At 39.3% G+C, this 17,073-nt stretch carries 13 protein-coding genes and 1 pseudogene; 9 read left to right on the plus strand and 5 right to left on the minus strand.

The features are described 5' to 3' along the window. Nucleotides 1-7: 7 nt before the first annotated feature. Together pdxH and recJ are read left to right on the plus strand one after the other, a co-directional pair. Nucleotides 8-664: a pyridoxamine 5'-phosphate oxidase gene (pdxH, locus tag V5M36_RS00835; RefSeq protein ID WP_338561036.1), complete on the plus strand. Its 657-nt coding sequence runs from the start codon at nt 8-10 to the stop codon at nt 662-664. Then, on the plus strand, nt 665-2,368 hold the full coding sequence (gene recJ / locus V5M36_RS00840; protein ID WP_338561039.1) for a single-stranded-DNA-specific exonuclease RecJ: 1,704 nt from the start codon (nt 665-667) through the stop codon (nt 2,366-2,368). Nucleotides 2,369-2,414: 46 nt separating this feature from the next. Here recJ and V5M36_RS00845 read toward each other — a convergent pair whose 3' ends face one another. Both V5M36_RS00845 and V5M36_RS00850 read right to left on the minus strand, forming a co-directional pair. Continuing rightward, the gene (locus tag V5M36_RS00845; RefSeq protein WP_338561041.1) at nt 2,415-3,173 is read right to left on the minus strand and encodes a putative porin; all 759 of its coding nucleotides are present in this window, start codon (nt 3,171-3,173) and stop codon (nt 2,415-2,417) included. Between the two features lie 177 nt (nt 3,174-3,350). After that, complete coding sequence (locus tag V5M36_RS00850; protein WP_338561043.1) at nt 3,351-4,139, minus strand: putative porin; 789 nt, start codon at nt 4,137-4,139, stop codon at nt 3,351-3,353. Between the two features lie 545 nt (nt 4,140-4,684). On the opposite strand from V5M36_RS00850, the gene prfB reads away from it, so the two are divergent. The 5 genes from prfB to V5M36_RS00875 all read left to right on the plus strand — a co-directional run bounded on the left by prfB (nt 4,685) and on the right by V5M36_RS00875 (nt 9,944). After that, nucleotides 4,685-5,780 (plus strand): peptide chain release factor 2 gene (prfB, locus tag V5M36_RS00855; protein ID WP_338561045.1). Its coding sequence is split into 2 segments (ribosomal slippage): nt 4,685-4,756 and nt 4,758-5,780, totalling 1,095 coding nucleotides; the frame shifts between segments, so codons are not numbered across the junction. A 320-nt stretch (nt 5,781-6,100) separates the two neighbouring features. Continuing rightward, complete coding sequence (locus V5M36_RS00860) at nt 6,101-6,403, plus strand: ArsR/SmtB family transcription factor (RefSeq protein WP_338561047.1); 303 nt, start codon at nt 6,101-6,103, stop codon at nt 6,401-6,403. A 32-nt stretch (nt 6,404-6,435) separates the two neighbouring features. Beyond that, a complete protein-coding gene (locus V5M36_RS00865; RefSeq protein WP_338561049.1) occupies nt 6,436-7,515 on the plus strand; it encodes an alkene reductase in 1,080 nt (359 codons plus the stop codon). A gap of 142 nt (nt 7,516-7,657) precedes the next feature. After that, nucleotides 7,658-8,938, plus strand: coding sequence for a 3-deoxy-D-manno-octulosonic acid transferase (locus V5M36_RS00870; RefSeq protein ID WP_338561051.1), 1,281 nt, complete (start codon nt 7,658-7,660; stop codon nt 8,936-8,938). 289 nt (nt 8,939-9,227) lie between these two features. Continuing rightward, on the plus strand, nt 9,228-9,944 hold the full coding sequence (locus V5M36_RS00875; protein WP_338561053.1) for a 16S rRNA (uracil(1498)-N(3))-methyltransferase: 717 nt from the start codon (nt 9,228-9,230) through the stop codon (nt 9,942-9,944). A gap of 21 nt (nt 9,945-9,965) precedes the next feature. On the opposite strand, the gene V5M36_RS00880 is transcribed toward V5M36_RS00875, so the two are convergent. Then, nucleotides 9,966-10,946 (minus strand): mechanosensitive ion channel family protein, encoded by a 981-nt coding sequence (locus V5M36_RS00880; protein ID WP_338561056.1) that lies wholly within the window; start codon nt 10,944-10,946, stop codon nt 9,966-9,968. Between the two features lie 516 nt (nt 10,947-11,462). Between V5M36_RS00880 and acs the strand changes: the two genes are divergently transcribed. Both acs and V5M36_RS00890 read left to right on the plus strand, forming a co-directional pair. After that, on the plus strand, nt 11,463-13,409 hold the full coding sequence (gene acs / locus V5M36_RS00885; RefSeq protein ID WP_338561059.1) for an acetate--CoA ligase: 1,947 nt from the start codon (nt 11,463-11,465) through the stop codon (nt 13,407-13,409). A 142-nt stretch (nt 13,410-13,551) separates the two neighbouring features. Beyond that, nucleotides 13,552-14,733, plus strand: coding sequence for an acyl-CoA dehydrogenase family protein (locus V5M36_RS00890; RefSeq protein WP_338561061.1), 1,182 nt, complete (start codon nt 13,552-13,554; stop codon nt 14,731-14,733). Nucleotides 14,734-14,916: 183 nt separating this feature from the next. Here V5M36_RS00890 and V5M36_RS00895 read toward each other — a convergent pair. Both V5M36_RS00895 and V5M36_RS00900 read right to left on the minus strand, forming a co-directional pair. Continuing rightward, nucleotides 14,917-16,080 (minus strand): annotated as a pseudogene (locus V5M36_RS00895) (MFS transporter); the annotation flags it as partial. A 270-nt stretch (nt 16,081-16,350) separates the two neighbouring features. Beyond that, complete coding sequence (locus tag V5M36_RS00900; protein WP_338561063.1) at nt 16,351-16,968, minus strand: riboflavin synthase subunit alpha; 618 nt, start codon at nt 16,966-16,968, stop codon at nt 16,351-16,353. Nucleotides 16,969-17,073: the final 105 nt, after the last annotated feature.

A 17,073-nucleotide genomic window follows, 5' to 3' on the forward strand; every position in this document is an offset into this window, starting at 1 on the left:
GTTCATCATGAGTAATGTGATTCAGGATTTAAGTGAACTACGTTTAACCTATGAAAAAGGTAAGTTACATGAAGGTCAAGTTCAACGCAATCCGCACGAGCAATTTTTAAATTGGTTTAACCACGCTTTAGAAATTAAATTACTTGAACCTTATGCCATGTCATTGGCAACGGCAAATGCCCAAGGGCGGCCGCACGTTCGGACCGTATTGCTTCGTGGTGCAACTGAATCTGGCTATGATTTTTATACCAATTATGACAGTCAAAAAGGATTAGATCTTGCTTCTAATCCTTTTGCTGAGCTATTGTTTTATTGGCCCGAGTTGGAGCGTCAGATTCGTATCAGTGGGAAAGTTGAGAAAATCTCTGTTGATGAATCGACAGACTATTATCATAAACGTCCACGTGAGAGCCAAATTGCGGCACATATCAGTACGCCTCAAAGCGGCGTGATTGAGAGCCGTGAGTTGCTCCAGTCTCGGTTTAAAGCATTACATGACTCCATCGCGGAAAAGACAGATTTGGCTAAACCTGAATTTTGGGGTGGTTATCGTTTGATTCCAGATCATTATGAATTCTGGCAAGGTCGTCCAAATCGTTTGCATGACCGTTTGAGTTATGAACAAGTGAATGCCGAGTGGCAACTCACACGTCTGATGCCATAAATGTCATCTATTCTTATTCGTGAACGGCCACTGTTAACAGACCCTGAAAATTTTCAGGGTTTATCGCCTTTATTTGCAAAAATATTGGCGCGCCGTGGTGTCGAATCGGCACAACAACTCGAATTAAAACTTAAACATTTGCTCGTACCCAAAATGAAAGGTCTAGATCAAGCAATTGCCATGATTGATGTTGCGATTGATCAACAACACAAAATCGTCATTGTGGGAGATTATGATGCCGACGGTGCAACCAGTACGGCATTGATGATTTTAGCTTTACGAGAAATGGGTGCAAATGTTGAATATTTGGTACCTGATCGTTTTAAATATGGTTATGGTTTAACGCCTGCAATTGCAGATTTGGTTTTTGTGACCTATACCCCCGATCTTTTGATCACGGTGGATAATGGTATTTCCAGTCATGCAGGGGTTGAACAAGCTCAAGCACATGGTATGCAAGTGATTATCACAGATCATCATTTGACGACCAAAGACACACCGAAAGCAGAAGCGGTGGTCAATCCCAATCAGTTGGGCTGTGATTTCCCGAGCAAGGCTTTGGCTGGGGTCGGAGTTGCATTTTACGTATTGGCGAATTTAAGCAGTCAGCGTGCGAAACAGCAAAAATCGACTGCAAAAATGACCCAGTATTTAGATTTAGTTGCACTGGGTACCTATGCTGATGTTGCGAGTTTAGATTATAACAATCGCATTTTGGTTGACTCAGGTGTGAAGCGAATTCAAAGTGGACAATGTCGCGCTGGTATTCTTGCTTTGTTGGATATTGCTGGACGTGATCCTGCACAGCTCAAAGCACAAGATTTAGGTTTTGTTATCGGTCCTCGTATTAATGCAGCAGGCCGTATGGAAACCATGGATATCGGTATCGAATGTCTATTGGCAGATACTCTTGAAACAGCTTATCCACTTGCACAGCAGCTGAATGATTTGAATTTAGAACGACGCCAAGTCGAAGCGGAAATGAAACAAGATGCTTTATCTGCGATGGAAAATTTAAATATTGATCAAGAAAATATGCCATCAGCGCTGATCATGTTTGAAGAGCATTGGCATCAAGGCGTTATTGGTATTGTAGCTGGCCGATTAAAAGAACAATTTCATCGACCAAGTATTGTCTTTGCTGCAGATAAAGACGGCATACATATTAAAGGCTCTGCACGTTCCATAGATGGGATTCATATCCGAGACTGTATCGAAAAAGTCGCTGAGCAGCATCCGCATTTGGTTAGTTTTTTTGGGGGGCATGCAGCAGCAGCTGGACTCACGATTAAGCAGGAACACTTTGAAGAATTTAAACAGGTATTTGAACAGCTAATTGATGAAACAGACGATGAAATTTTTCAAGTCTCTTTGTCTACAGATGGTGAACTCAGTCCTGAAGACTTTAAAGTGAGCACAGTTCAGCAAATTGAACAATTGGGGCCATGGGGACAAAAATTTCCACAGCCTATTTTTCAAGGTCAATTTAAAGTCGTGGAACATCGTTGGCTTAAGGACGTCCATTTAAAGTTAAAACTTGCATTGGATAACGGACAAATCGTTGAGGCCATTGCATTTAATGCCTTGGATAAATTTGACTATGATTCTACGCAAAGCCATGTCAATTTAGTCTATGAACTCGATAAAAATGAGTTTAGAGGTCACTTGAGTGTGCAATTGCGAGTACTTTACTTGGCTCATTAAAAAACCGCTCTAGAGAGCGGTTTTTTATATTTATTTTCTAATGAAATTAGAAACGGTATCCGCCACGAACGCCAAACACATTCCCAGCATCTGCAAAATTAATTGAACCTTCTAAACTAATTTGTTGAGTAAAGAATTTTTTTGCATTAATACTGAAAACATCATTGTCGCCAACAGAATCTTGATCAGAATAACCTAGACCAACACTAAAAGTCTTATCTAGATATAAATCTGCTTTTAGAGCATAGGCATCTATGTCGCCAAAACTTGTACTTGCTTCGAAGTTTGTATCATATGAACCGATTTGAGTCACATATTTAGCACGTAATGTTGGATCGATATCATCACCAAAATCATTATCGTAACCTGCTAATCCTACAGCCACCAAAAGACCTGGTGCTGGTAAGTAACCTAATTCTGCATTGTAGACTGTGGTATCAAAATCTTTAAAACCATCAACACCTTGTTGAACTTGACCAACACCAGCACTTACATAAAAGTCTGAATTTGGTACAAAGTATTCAATACCAACACCAAAAGTTGTAGTGTCTGAAATATCATAATCAGTATACGAAATTTCAGCATTTACATTGCTTGCACGATCCAAAAATGCAGCTTCATTGAGAGGTGAGTTTTTTACTTGAACTGGATTGAAATAATATTTTCCATCAATTGCAAAGCCAGTAGAGGTATCGCCATTATCAGGATCAATTAAACTTACTGTTCCGCCAACTTCAGCTTGATAAGCGTGAGCTGTGCCTAGACTAGCAATAAGTGCTGTTGCAAGTGTGATTTTCTTAAACATTATGAAGGGCTCTCTTTGTTATTAAATTATGACACTATTGTTACAGTTCGAAATCATTGTATAAAAATATAACATTCAATCACAAGACAAAAACTTACAAAATATAAGAGGATGCAAAAAAAGCCCTTCCGGAGAAGGGCTTTTAAAATATAAATTTATTAAATGTTTATAGATCGATTAGAAGCGATATTTTGCTGCAACACCAAATGAATTGTAGTCATTATTAGCTTGTTCACCAAAACCAACACGGCCTTCTAAACTTACTTGTTGATTAATGAATTTACGTGCAGTGATACCCACTTCAGAACGATCAGAGATATCGTTATTGTAGTAGTCAGCACCAACGCTTAAAGTTTTATCGATGTAGTAGTCAGCAGCTAGATTGAACTCATCTAGATCACCAAATGCTGCACCAGCTTCAAGGTTAATATCTTTACCATTGCTTAATGTTGTTACATATTTAGCACGGATCGTTGGATCAACACCATCATCATAATCATTGTCGTAGCCTTTAAGACCCGCTGCAATTAATAGACCAGGCGCTGCAAGATAACCCACTTCAGCATTATAATATGTTGTATCGAAATCAAACTTGCGACCTAGAAAATCGAAGCGCTCTTGTTCATTTTGGCTGATACCACCAGATACATAGAAATCAGAGTTAGGTACGAAGTATTCAACAGCAGCACCATAGCTAGTATCATCTAATTCGCCACGATCAGCATAATTAATATGAGCACTTACATTACTTGCACGATCAAGGAACGCCGCTTCAGCAAGTGGTGAATTACGTACTTGAACTGGATTGAAGTAGTATTTACCATTTACGCCAAACTCGCTACCTGAGCTACCATTGTCTGGATCAACATAACCAGCAGAAGCACCTACTTCAGCTTGATAGGCATTTGCAGTTCCTGTTACAGCTAAAGCTGAAAGTAATGCAGAAGCGATTGCTAATTTTTTCATGGATACTTCCCCTCGTAGATTAAAATTCGAATACATTTTTTGTTACATATTTAAGTCTAGAGAATTTTTAGAATGCGTCAATCAAAGGGTTGTAATTGGAATGTAAGTTAAGTAATTTGATGTTATTTATTTTGCATAAACCATTAATAAATAAAAATAAATATTTAATGTTTTGTTTTATTAAAACTGTGTGGAAAGTGTGTATTTTTGAATAAGTGATTAAAATTAATCCAATTTTGTAACTTTTAAATGTATCTTACATCAAAAAAAAAGATGTCTTGCTTGTATTTTTAAGCAGTAAATTCTTATCAATAGTTGTGAATGGTGCAGATAAAATCATCAGATCAAACATATTAAAAATAGATTAGTGTCAGTTATGAACGCGTGAATTAACATGGCTCTTTAAATTCTTCCAGTAAAGAGCCAAATAAGTCAATTCAAATGGGGGAGTTCAAACGCTTAACTTCGGGGTGATTCGAGTCACTGAGGAGTGTGATATAATTTCACCCTTCAGAATATATCTAATTTGGTTGAGAGTAATTCGCGTGGAAATTAATCCTTATCTAATCCAATTAAAAGACTTAAGCGAACGTGGTCAAACACTACGGGGGTATCTTTGACTACGATCTCAAGAAAGAGCGTTTAGAAGAGGTTTTGCGTGAGTTAGAAGATCCTACGATTTGGAATGACCAAAGTCGTGCTCAAGCGATGGCCAAAGAAAAAGGCGAGCTTGAAAATGTTTTGAATGTATTGGAAGGCTTAACCAGTCAACTTGATGATGCACAAGCATTACTTGATTTGGCAGTTGAAGCGGACGACGAAAGTCTTTTAGAAGATGTTCAATCTGAACTAACGGCTGCAGAAGAAGAGTTAGCAAAACTTGAATTCCGTCGTATGTTTAGTAATCCAATGGATCCGAATCCTTGTTATGTTGAAATCCAATCAGGTTCGGGTGGTACCGAAGCGCAAGACTGGGCTTCGATGTTGCTACGTATGTATTTACGTTGGATTGAGCGTCATGGGTTTAAAGCGGAACTTATGGAAGAGTCTGGTGGTGATGTCGCAGGGATCAAGTCTGCAACGATCCGTGTTGAAGGTGAGTATGCTTATGGCTGGTTACGTACTGAATCAGGTGTACACCGTTTAGTTCGTAAATCACCATTTGACTCAGGTAACCGTCGCCATACTTCATTTTCTGCCGTATTCGTTTCGCCAGAAGTGGACGATAATATTGAAATTGATATTAATCCAGCAGATGTGCGTACAGATACTTATCGTGCATCTGGTGCGGGTGGTCAGCACATTAACAAAACCGACTCTGCAGTACGTTTAACGCATGCGCCAACAGGTATTGTGGTGGCTTGTCAGAACCAACGTTCTCAACATGCAAACCGTGATCATGCATGGAAACAGTTACGTGCAAAGTTGTATGAACGTGAAATGCAAATTCGTAATGATGCTGCACAAGCGCTCGAAGACACCAAGTCTGATATTGGTTGGGGCAGTCAAATTCGTTCTTATGTTTTAGATGACTCGCGTATTAAAGATTTGCGTACCAGTGTTGAAAGTTCCAATACCGGCGCAGTATTGGACGGTGATTTAGATAAATTTATTGAAGCGAGTCTGAAACAAGGTCTTTAATTCATTGGGTCTTTAATGAGTCAAGCTTTTAACGAAGTAGACTTTTAATGATTCAGCTTTGTAAGCAGAAAAAAACGTTGAATTAAGCGTTTATTTCATCTAAATATTTGAGTAGCAGAGCTTAGGCTCTGCTTTTTAATATGCGACTAAAAGTGCTCATTACTACAAACGTAAAACAGATCAATGTTAAACTAGGTCAGATATGCAATGTCGATGAAACTCTAGATTTGTTAAATATCGTATAATTTCGATATTAATATCTAAAAAAATCGATATAATAATTTTAGTACAGTGCCTTAGATGTACTCGAGTGAAAAAATATGGATTCAGAAGCGATTTATAAAGCCCTTGCTAACCCGATTAGACGACAGATTTTAAACTCTCTCAAAGATCCTGAACAATTTATCCCACAAGATGAATGTGTTTATGATTTTAGTCGTGGTGTCTGCGCGGGACATATTGAAAAAATTGCCGATATTTCACAATCGACTATGTCGAATCACCTGTCTGTATTACAACAAGCAGGTTTGGTTCAAGTGACTAAATATGGTCAATGGTCATATTTCTCTCGAAATGAAGCACTGATTCAAGATTTTTTACTGCATATTCAACAATCACTCTAACAAAATAACATTAGGGTGGTGAGGAACATTTAATGACTGACTTGAGCACTCCCATTCATTTTGGTGAATTGAAATTAAAAAACCCTGTCGTGATGGCACCTTTAACGCGTAGCCGTGCAACGGCTGAACGTGTTCCAACAGCAATGATGGCAGAATACTATGCACAGCGTGCAAGTGCAGGGTTGATCATTTCTGAAGCCACAGTTATTTCTGAAGAAGCCAATGGTTATTTAAATACACCAGGGCTATTCACTGATGCACAAGTTGATGGTTGGAAACGAGTAACTGATGCTGTACATGAGAAAGGTGGTTTGATCGTTGCTCAATTATGGCATGTTGGTCGTGTTTCAGATCCTGAATTATTAAATGGCGAAACGCCTGTTTCTGCCAGCAATGTGAAACAAGCAGGGCAGGTTAGTTTACTTCGTCCGAAGCGTGATTATGTTGAGCCACGCCCATTAGAAATTGCTGAAATTCACGCCATAACGGAACAATTTAAACAAGCTGCAATGAAAGCAAAAGCGGCAGGTTTTGATGGTGTAGAACTGCATGCAGCAAATGGTTATTTGATTGACCAATTTTTGCAGACCAAAACCAATAAACGCCAAGACATCTATGGTGGCTCGGTTGAAAATCGTGCGCGTTTCTTGTTAGAAGTAATGGATGTATTGATTGAGGTTTGGGGTGCAGGTCGTGTCGGTATTCATCTTGCACCACGTGGTGATGAACATGACATGGGCGATGAGGATCCACGTGAAACTTTTGGATACGTGCTTGAAGAACTAGGTAAACGTCAAATTGCCTTCTTCTTTACCCGTGAATATTTGGCTGACGACAGTATCAGTTTAGAACTTAAAGCTCGCTCGCAGTCGGTACCATATATTGCTAATATGCGTTTGAGCCGTGATGATACGCTTGAACTTCTAAGCTCAGGTAAGGCAGAGGCTGTTTCTTTTGGTAAAGACTATATTGCAAATCCAGATTTGTATGAGCGGTTAGTACAAGATGCGCCACTCAATGAACTGAAGTTTGAAAATATGATCGGAACCGACGTCGCTGAAGGCTATATAGATTATCCGTTTTTATCAGAGACTTTAGCGCATGCTGAATAATCTTTAATATAAGATTCTAATATAAGAGTCTAATTTGAGAGAAGACAGCGCATGAATAGTTAAGTGATTCATGCGCTGTGATATATTGAATATTTATATTTCGAGATTCATATTTCGAGATTCTTTTTTTGAGGTCACTTTTTTGACAACTCCATTTTGGTATAACGCAGCCTTGGCAATTCTTAAGCCCGTTTATCAATGGCGTATAAAAAAACGTGCCGAAAATGAACAACAATATCAACAAGAATGTCTTGAACGATTTGGGCCTTTTCAGCCAGCTAAGAACCAACATGTTTTGTGGTTCCATGTGGTTTCTGTCGGTGAAACCAATGCAGCACAACCTTTAATTGAGCATTATTTAAAATTGGGTCATCCTATTTTAGTGACCAATACCACCAAAACGGGTCAGGCTCGTGCTAAGTCATTATTTTTAAAAGCGCCATATGAAGCGCTCTTCCAAGCCGTCTATTTACCTGCAGATCAAAAGCATTTAGTTCAAGATTTTTTTCAAAAGTATCAGCCGAAGATGTTGGTTTTGGTTGAAACTGAATTGTGGCCGAACTTGATTGATCAAGCTCAATTAGCCAACGTCCCGACCATATTAGTCAATGCACGACTTTCTGAAAAATCGGCAAAGGGCTATGCCAAAGTGCCGAGCTTAACCCAGCAGATGTTACGGGGTTTAAATCAGCTTTTGGCACAAGATCAGGCTTCATTAGAGAGATTCCAGCAGTTGGGTACGCCAAAGAATCAAAGTGATGTGGTAGGCAGCATTAAATTTGATATTCATGCGCCGCAAAACTTCATCGATCAAGCTGAACGATTAAAAGTAGAATGGAAATTAACCCATCGTAAAATCATTACTTTAGCCAGTACTCATGCACCTGAAGAGCAATTGCTGTTAGAGGCATTAAGGACTCAATTAGACGCTGATTCTGAGTTGTTGTTCATTGTGGTTCCTCGTCATCCTGAACGATTTGATGAGGTTTATCGCGCAGCACAAAACTTGAATTTAACTACGCATCGTCGGAGTTTAAATGAAGTCATTCAAACAGATACCCAAGTATATTTGGCTGACAGCATGGGCGAAATGTGGCTATGGTATGGTTTGAGTCAAGCTTGTTTTGTTGGTGGATCTTTAAATGTACCGGGTGGTGGTCATAATATATTGGAACCGATTGTATTGAAGGTCCCGACAGTATTGGGCCCAAACTATTTTAATTTCCAAACGATTGTCGATGAATTTGTGAAAGAGGATGCTGTTGCTGTGGGTCATGACGCATCACATATTGCAGCGATGTTGATAGATTTTATTGAAAATAAATCTTTAGCGGAACAGATGACTGAAAATGCGACTGCAATAATGAAAAAAAACGCAGGGTCTTTAAAAAAACACATCGCTATTTTAGATCAATATTTATAATGTTTAATATGGAATTCTTGCTTCAATATGGATAGAGGATTAATCGTTATTTTAAGGCAGCCTGATTCATTCTTCTATAACCAAATTTCGATCAAATCAATTTGATCAACTCAATGTAATCGATGAATCATGCCAACAGCTTTTTTACTTTGATGCTCAGTTTTATAAAACTGGAAACTTTATAACGCATATAGTTTTATTACACAGAAAATTGATTATAGAGAGAAATGAGCGACAACCTCATTAGCAATCACGTATCCTTATACTGCATTTTTTTATTTTAGATCTTATGAATATCGTCCTGCTTGATCCACGTCAAACTGAATCTGAACTTTGGTCTATCACCTCAAAACGTCAGCTTGAACATTTAAAATTCCATGTTGATGTTCAAGTGGGTGATACCTTAAAAGTGGGTATCAAAGCAGGAAAACGATATTTAACTGAAGTGGTTGAGGTATCTGAACAAGCCATTCGTGTTAAAGCCTTGCATGAAGAAGTCGTTCCAAAGAAACTTCCTGTCACGCTCATTTTAGCGATGCCACGACCGAAAGTTTTACGTCGATTAATACAAGATAGCGTTACTTTAGGCGTAGAAAAAATTATTTTATTACACAGTTATAGAGTTGATAAAAGTTATTGGCAGACTCCTTTTTTGCAACAGCTTAATCATTTTATCGAACTTGGGTTAGAGCAAGCAGGGGATACAGTCGCGCCTGAAATTGTAATTTTTAAACGTTTCAAACCCTTTGTTGAAGATGTTTTGCCTACACTTATTTCCCCAGATGTACCCTGTTATGTGGCACATCCTTATGTGGAATCTAGCATGCCTTATGCCATCGATCATGCCTGTACGATTATGATTGGGCCAGAAGGGGGTTTCATTCCTTATGAGATTGATCTGCTCATTAAAAACGGCTGCCAAGCATTCAGCCTAGGCAACCGTATTATTCGAACAGAAACTGTTATTCCTTACGTCTTGGGCAGATTGTTTAGCTCGACTGTTTAATGAATCTTACTGGCGATTTATTTATTTTTTTGCCCGTGCCGTTTCTTCATCTTGAACCGAAGGATCGCCGCGGTAGACTTTCACTTCTTGAACAGGATAAGGAATCGAAACATCATTTTCAGCAAAAGCCTGAATCACTTTTTCTTGTACTGAGCTGATCGAGTTTGACGTTCCAGTTTCGCCTGTATCGACCCACCATTGTACTTTTAGATTCACCGAAAAGTCGGCCAAAGCCGCTACATTTACACTAAAGCCGGGTTGACTCAAAATACTGCTGTCGTGGTCTAGAATTTTCATGACAACGTCTTTAGCTTTTTGCACGTCATCTTCATAACCAATGCCGACGATAAACTCACAACGACGGCGTTTATATGCGGTATTCACCGTGACCGCACTGGTATACACCGTGGCATTTGGAATCACGATACGACGACCATCTGGTGAGCGTAGGTAGGTTGCACGGATTTGAATATCTTCCACTGTACCTTCCATACCTGAAACAATAATATCATCGCCAATTTTGAAAGGTTCACTGAGTAAAATCAAAACGCCAGACAATAAGTTTTGGAAAATATCTTTAAATGCAAAACCAATTGCAACTGAACCGATACCCAATGCACTCATCAATTGACCGGGTGTAAAACCCGGAATTGCGATGACCATTGCAATCAGAAATCCAAAGAAAATAATGGCTGAAGCACCCACACGATTCAACACCAACACTAAATTTTGGCGGGTGTAAGTGCGATCAGACAATGTTTTACGCACAAAAAATTTAAAGACTTTGGACAATAACCAGAAAATGGTAAATACCACGAATGCAATGCAGATATAAGGAATTCGTTCCCAAAAGCCATCCATAATTTTATCGATGGTGCTATAGGCATCATTATATTTAGAGGTATGAGCAAGTACAGTTTGAGCTGTTTTTTCGGTTGCATCATGCAAAAGCTGGGTTGTACCTTGTGTAACATCACTTAAGGTGTTTTGTTGTTCAGCCACAGGTGTTCCCAATCTAAAGTGTTGCTCTATTTTGCCTGAAAATAAACAAAAATTGAAAGATTTGATGTATTTACTCTGATTATTTCATGTTAATGATTTGAGTCATTGCAGCACATCTATTGCAAATAATAAGAATGCATTAAAGCTGGTCTATTTCAGGATTAAGTACTGATAAAATTGACGTGTTATATGAATCAATTATATGAGTCAGTTATATGAATGAGTTCGATAAATAACTGGAATAAAATGATAGAAAAATGTTGATTTTAGATACTGCTCAATATTCATAAAGGATTAAATTATATAACCATATCAATTCAAACCATAAAACTTACGCTTATTTTTAATATGCTCATGATGACGTATTATTTTGTTATAAAAGAATTCAAAAACTACGACCAAAGCATGATTGTGTGTATTTTTAAAGTATAGTCATACTGAGCACATAACACAAAAAATGATCAATTGGGTCTGTAAAAATCTCGAGATGGGATACATAAATCAAGGACGTGAATTATGAATGAACTTTATCCAGTTCCAGCACACTTTAAAAAAACTGCAAGAACAAGCGAAGAACAGTATTTTGAACGTTATAAACAGTCGATCGAACAACCTGATGAATTTTGGGCGGAAGCGGCCAATAAGCTTGACTGGATTAAACCGTTCACTCAGGTTAAAAATACCAACTTTAGTCCAGATCAATATAAAGTTGAATGGTTTGCTGATGGTCAATTGAACGTCAGTGAAAACTGTTTAGATCGGCATTTAAAAGAACATCCGCATAAGCCAGCCATTATCTGGGAAGGCGATCATCCATCTCGACATAAAATTATTTCCTTTGAAGAACTGCATGATGAAGTCTGCCGCTTTGCGAATGTATTGAAAAAACGCGGAGTCACTAAGGGAGACCGTGTGGTGCTGTATATGCCAATGGTGCCTGAAGCAGCCATTGCCATGTTGGCATGTACCCGCATTGGCGCCGTGCACTGTGTTGTCTTTGGCGGCTTCTCTCCAGACTCCTTGGCCAGTCGTATCGATGACAGTCAAGCCAAAGTGGTGATTACCGCAGACTCTGGGATGCGTGGTGGTAAAGCAATTCCGCTCAAAGAAAATGTCGATGCTGCAATGGCCTTAGGGGGAACCGACTCAGTGACTAATGTGATTGTGGTGCATCGTACAGGCAACCCAATCACCATGCATGAAGGACGTGATTTGTGGTATCACATGGAAATCATGTCTGTAAATGATATTTGCCCGCCTGAGCCAATGAATGCTGAAGATCCGTTATTTATTTTATATACCTCAGGCTCCACGGGGAAACCGAAAGGTGTACTGCATACTACAGGCGGCTATTTAACCTTTGCCAATACTTCATTTCGTGAAGTCTTTGATTTGAAGCAAGACGATGTTTTTTGGTGTACAGCAGATGTCGGTTGGATCACGGGACATTCTTATGTGTTATATGGTCCATTATCAAATGGTACGACCACGCTGATGTTCGAAGGGGTTCCACAATATCCAACATGGGCGCGTACCGGTCATATTGTCGATAAGCATAATGTCACTATTTTATATACCGCTCCAACTGCAATTCGCGCCATGATGCGTGAAGGCGATGCTTTCATTCGTGAAAGTGACCGCAGTAGTTTGCGCCTACTCGGTTCAGTAGGTGAACCCATTAATCCAGAGGCTTGGAATTGGTACTACACGGTGGTGGGTGAAAGCCGTTGCCCGATTGTGGACACATGGTGGCAAACGGAAACAGGTGGTTTCATGATTACGCCTCTTCCAGGTGCAACAGCTTTGAAACCCGGTTCAGCGACACGACCATTTTTTGGTGTGCAACCTGCATTGGTAGATGAACATGGTAAAGAGCTTGAAGGTGAAGCCGAGGGTAATCTGGTGATTAAAGACTCTTGGCCGGGTCAAATGCGCACCATTTGGGGGGATCCTGATCGCTTCATTGAAGCCTATTTTGCGACCTATCCTGGAAGTTATTTTACAGGCGATGGTGCACGTCGAGATAAAGATGGCTATTACTGGATTACGGGTCGCGTGGACGATGTCTTAAATGTGTCAGGGCATCGTTTGGGAACGGCAGAGATCGAGAGTGCCTTGGTCGCGCATGAACATGTTGCCGAAGCTGCAGTGGTTGGTATGCCGCATGATATTAAAGGGCAAGGCGTGGCTGCGTATGTGACATTGCAATCAGATACCACGGAGTCTGAAGAACTTCGTAAAGAGTTGGTGGGCTGGGTACGTAAAGTGCTTGGACCTGTCGCAACACCTGATGTGATCTATTGGGCACCGTCATTACCTAAAACGCGTTCAGGTAAAATTATGCGCCGTATTTTAAGAAAAATTGCAGCCAATGAGCTAGACAGTTTAGGCGATACTTCTACTTTGGCAGATCCACAAGTGGTGGATCAATTGATTGTTGAAGTGAAATCACAACACGCTTAAGTATCTTTTATTACGTTTATCTCAATACCGTTAGAAAACCTAGCGGTATTGTTGTTTTAGGAATAAGCACATCCAGCAATATGATAAAGCGAATAATCACAATCTGTTAATATTTTAGCCACTTGGAATACGGTATAAGACAATGAATGCTCCTCATATAAATAGGCTGCAAGATCCCATTCAGCTTACACAACAACTTGCACAGACTTTTGCTGAGACTGCAGCTGAACGTGATAAGAGAGGGGGCAATCCAAAACGAGAACGAGATTTGATCCGACAAAGTGGTCTTTTATCGCTGTCTATTCCGAAGGAATATGGGGGGCAACAAGGCGATTGGCATTCTATTTTTAAAACCATACAAATCATTGCTCAAGTGGATAGTTCATTGGCGCATGTTTATGGCTTTCATCATCTTTTGATTGCGACTGTGCAATTGTTTGCACAGCCTGAACAATATGCAACTTGGTTTCAAAAAACAGCTCAAGATAATTTATTCTGGGGCAATACTTTAAACCCCTTAGATAAAAGAACCACTGCAACACAGACTTCTGAAAATGAATTCATTTTTCATGGCGACAAAAGTTTCTGTTCAGGTTCCATCGATTCAGATATTTTACTGTGCTCTGGATTCAATGAACTTGGAAAATTACTTATTGGGGTTATTCCAACGGAACGAGAAGGCGTGAGCTTTTTAGGGGATTGGAATAATATGGGCCAGCGCCAAACCGACAGTGGAACCAGCCATTTTGAACAGGTTAAAATTTATAAAGATGAATTATTGCTCAACCCCGGTCCATTGAGTACGCCTTATTCCAGCTTAAGACCTTTGATTGCGCAATTAATTTTCGTCCATTTGTTTTTAGGTGTGGCTGAAGGTGCATTTGAAATCGCCAAAGAGTCGGTGAAAACACAAAAAGCGTGGTCAAAGTCGCTCGCTGAAAATGCGGTGAATGATCCATTTATCCAAAAACATTTTGCAGAGTTTTATGTGCAACTTGAAAGCGTACGATTATTGGCTGATAAAGCCATTCAAAGCTTACAAAATGCTTGGGATGTTGGAAGTGACTTAACGGCTCAACAGCGCGGTGAGGTTTCTATTGCGATTGCCACAGCTAAAATCGCAGCAACCAATACATCCTTGTTGATTACGCAGAATATTTTTCAAGTGATGGGCGCACGGGCGACGACTGCAAAATTAAACTTAGATCGTTTTTGGCGTAATGTGCGGACTCAGACTTTGCATGATCCAATCGATTATAAATATCAGGAAGTGGGCGAGTGGGTATTGACTGATCAAGTCCCTGAGCCGAGTTTTTATGCTTAGCTTTTAAGCATATTATTTTAATCAATGTATTTGGATTTAGCTTATAAATCGAGTTTTTTAAGCTAAGCCTTATAAACTGAATGATTTAAGCTGAATGTTGATCACGCGTAATTTTTGCTTAAAAAAAGCTCACATCAAGTGAGCTTTTTACTATCTTAGATAAGTAATTACTTAGATGAGCATTTATTTTACTTTAAGCGCTTTGTTTTTTGGGCGATGAAGATTCGGTAAGAACATCGTTAAAATCCCCAGTAATGGTAAATAAGAACTAAAACTAAAGACCCATGCGATGCCTTGATGATCTGCTGCATAGCCTAATGCTGCTGCCGCAATACCACTCACACCAAACATTAAACCAAACATTAAACCTGATACCATGCCGACTCGCCCTGGAACGGCTTCTTGTGCATACACAACCATGGCAGCAAAAGCGGATGACATGATTAATCCAGCTAAAATTGCGAAGACAAAAGTCCAGAATAAATTGGCATAAGGCATGAGCAAAGCAAAAGGAGCCATTCCGAGGAATGAAATCCAAATAACAGCTTTGCGACCAATTTTATCGCCCACAGGACCACCAACAAATGTACCCAAAGCAACTGCCGCTAAAAATGCAAATAAATAAAGCTGAGCTTGCTGAATAGAGATGTGAAACTTATCAATCAGATAAAAAATATAATAATTACTAATGGTTGAGATATAAGTGAATTTAGCAAACATTAAAAAACAGATAATGACCAAGGCACGAATCAAGATTGTTCTGCTGAGTTTAGCTTGAATGACTTGAGTTGGTTTTCCTTGATATGAACGTGCAAAATTGACTGTCCAACGACTAATTTTGAACAAGACAAAGATGCCAAAAACGGCAAAGACCATCAGCCATGCTGCGGATGCTTGACCGTTAGGGACAATAATCGCTGCAGCTAATAATGGACCAATAGCAGAGCCGCTATTACCGCCAACTTGGAAAGCGGACTGCGCTGTACCAAATCGTCCACCAGAGGCCATACGTGCGACACGAGATGCTTCAGGGTGGAATGTAGATGAACCCACTCCGATTAATGCAGCAGCCACCAACAGCATTGAAAAGTTTGCTGAAAAGGCTAGGACACAAATTCCAATCAGGGTGATACTCATGCCTATCGGAAGGAGATACGGTTTAGGGTGTTTGTCAGTATAAAACCCGACCCAAGGCTGTAGTAGAGATGCCGTAATTTGATAGACCAGTGAGATCAAGCCAATTTGAGTAAAACTGAGTGAGAAATTTGATTTCAATAAAGGGTAAATGGCAGGCAACGATGCCTGAATTAAATCATTCAAACAATGTGCAAGCGCGATGGCAAATACAATATGCAATGTCATTTTATTGATTGGATTGGGGTTCAAATTTTCATGAGATGAAGAATCTGATTGAAGTTGTGAATTCATATTGGATTAACCCAATGATTTACGGTGGCAGCATTCCGATAAATAGGACATGAGATGAAATTTAAAAATGCGTTTAGAGTGCTTCATCATCGTTATAAATCTTCATCTTTTACGAGCATATAAATGATCAAAAGATGTCATGGTCTAATGATCATCAAATACCTGAGCATGATGCGTTAATAGCACATCTTATTGACGTTGGTGAATATTCTCTAAAGTATCGACCAGCGTACGTGTCATTTGATCGATTTCATAATTGACTTCATCTCCGACTTGAACCGTATTCCAAGTGGTGAGGCGTAGTGTTTCAGGAATTAAATCAATTGAAATTTCTTGGCTTTCACGATCAACACGGTTCAAGGTCAGGCTACAACCATTTAGTCCAATAAACCCTTTCAGGAAAAAATATTTAATATTGCCATTGGGGATGTGCATATCGATATGTAGCGTATCACCTGTTCTTGAAATATTTTTGATTAGGGCTGTACCTTCGATATGACCATAAAGATTATGACCACCATTTTCCATACCTACTTTTGCAGAACGTTCAATATTTACCAGATCATTTTGTTTTAAATATTTTAAGGTGGTGATTTGCAGCGTAAGATGAGAAACATCAAAATGAACTTGATTGGCATCGAGATCAATAAAAGTGGCAGTCAGGCATGTTCCATTCACAGCCACACTGGCACCAATAAATACATCATGAAAAAAATTCTGTGTATTCGATATGACCAGAGTTACAAAGCCATCACCTTGACGAACTTCGAGAATTTTTTCTAAGCCTTGCACGATACCAGTGTACATCTGTCTCTTCCAAAAGGATGAATTTTAGACATTGTAAGTTTAATTTCACAATTCCACTATCATTTTAAATTCTGTAAATCAGTATTTTTTATCTTATTTATAGAG

The sequence above is a fragment of the Acinetobacter sp. KS-LM10 genome, from assembly GCF_036896575.1.
GTDB classification, from domain to species: domain Bacteria; phylum Pseudomonadota; class Gammaproteobacteria; order Pseudomonadales; family Moraxellaceae; genus Acinetobacter; species Acinetobacter avistercoris.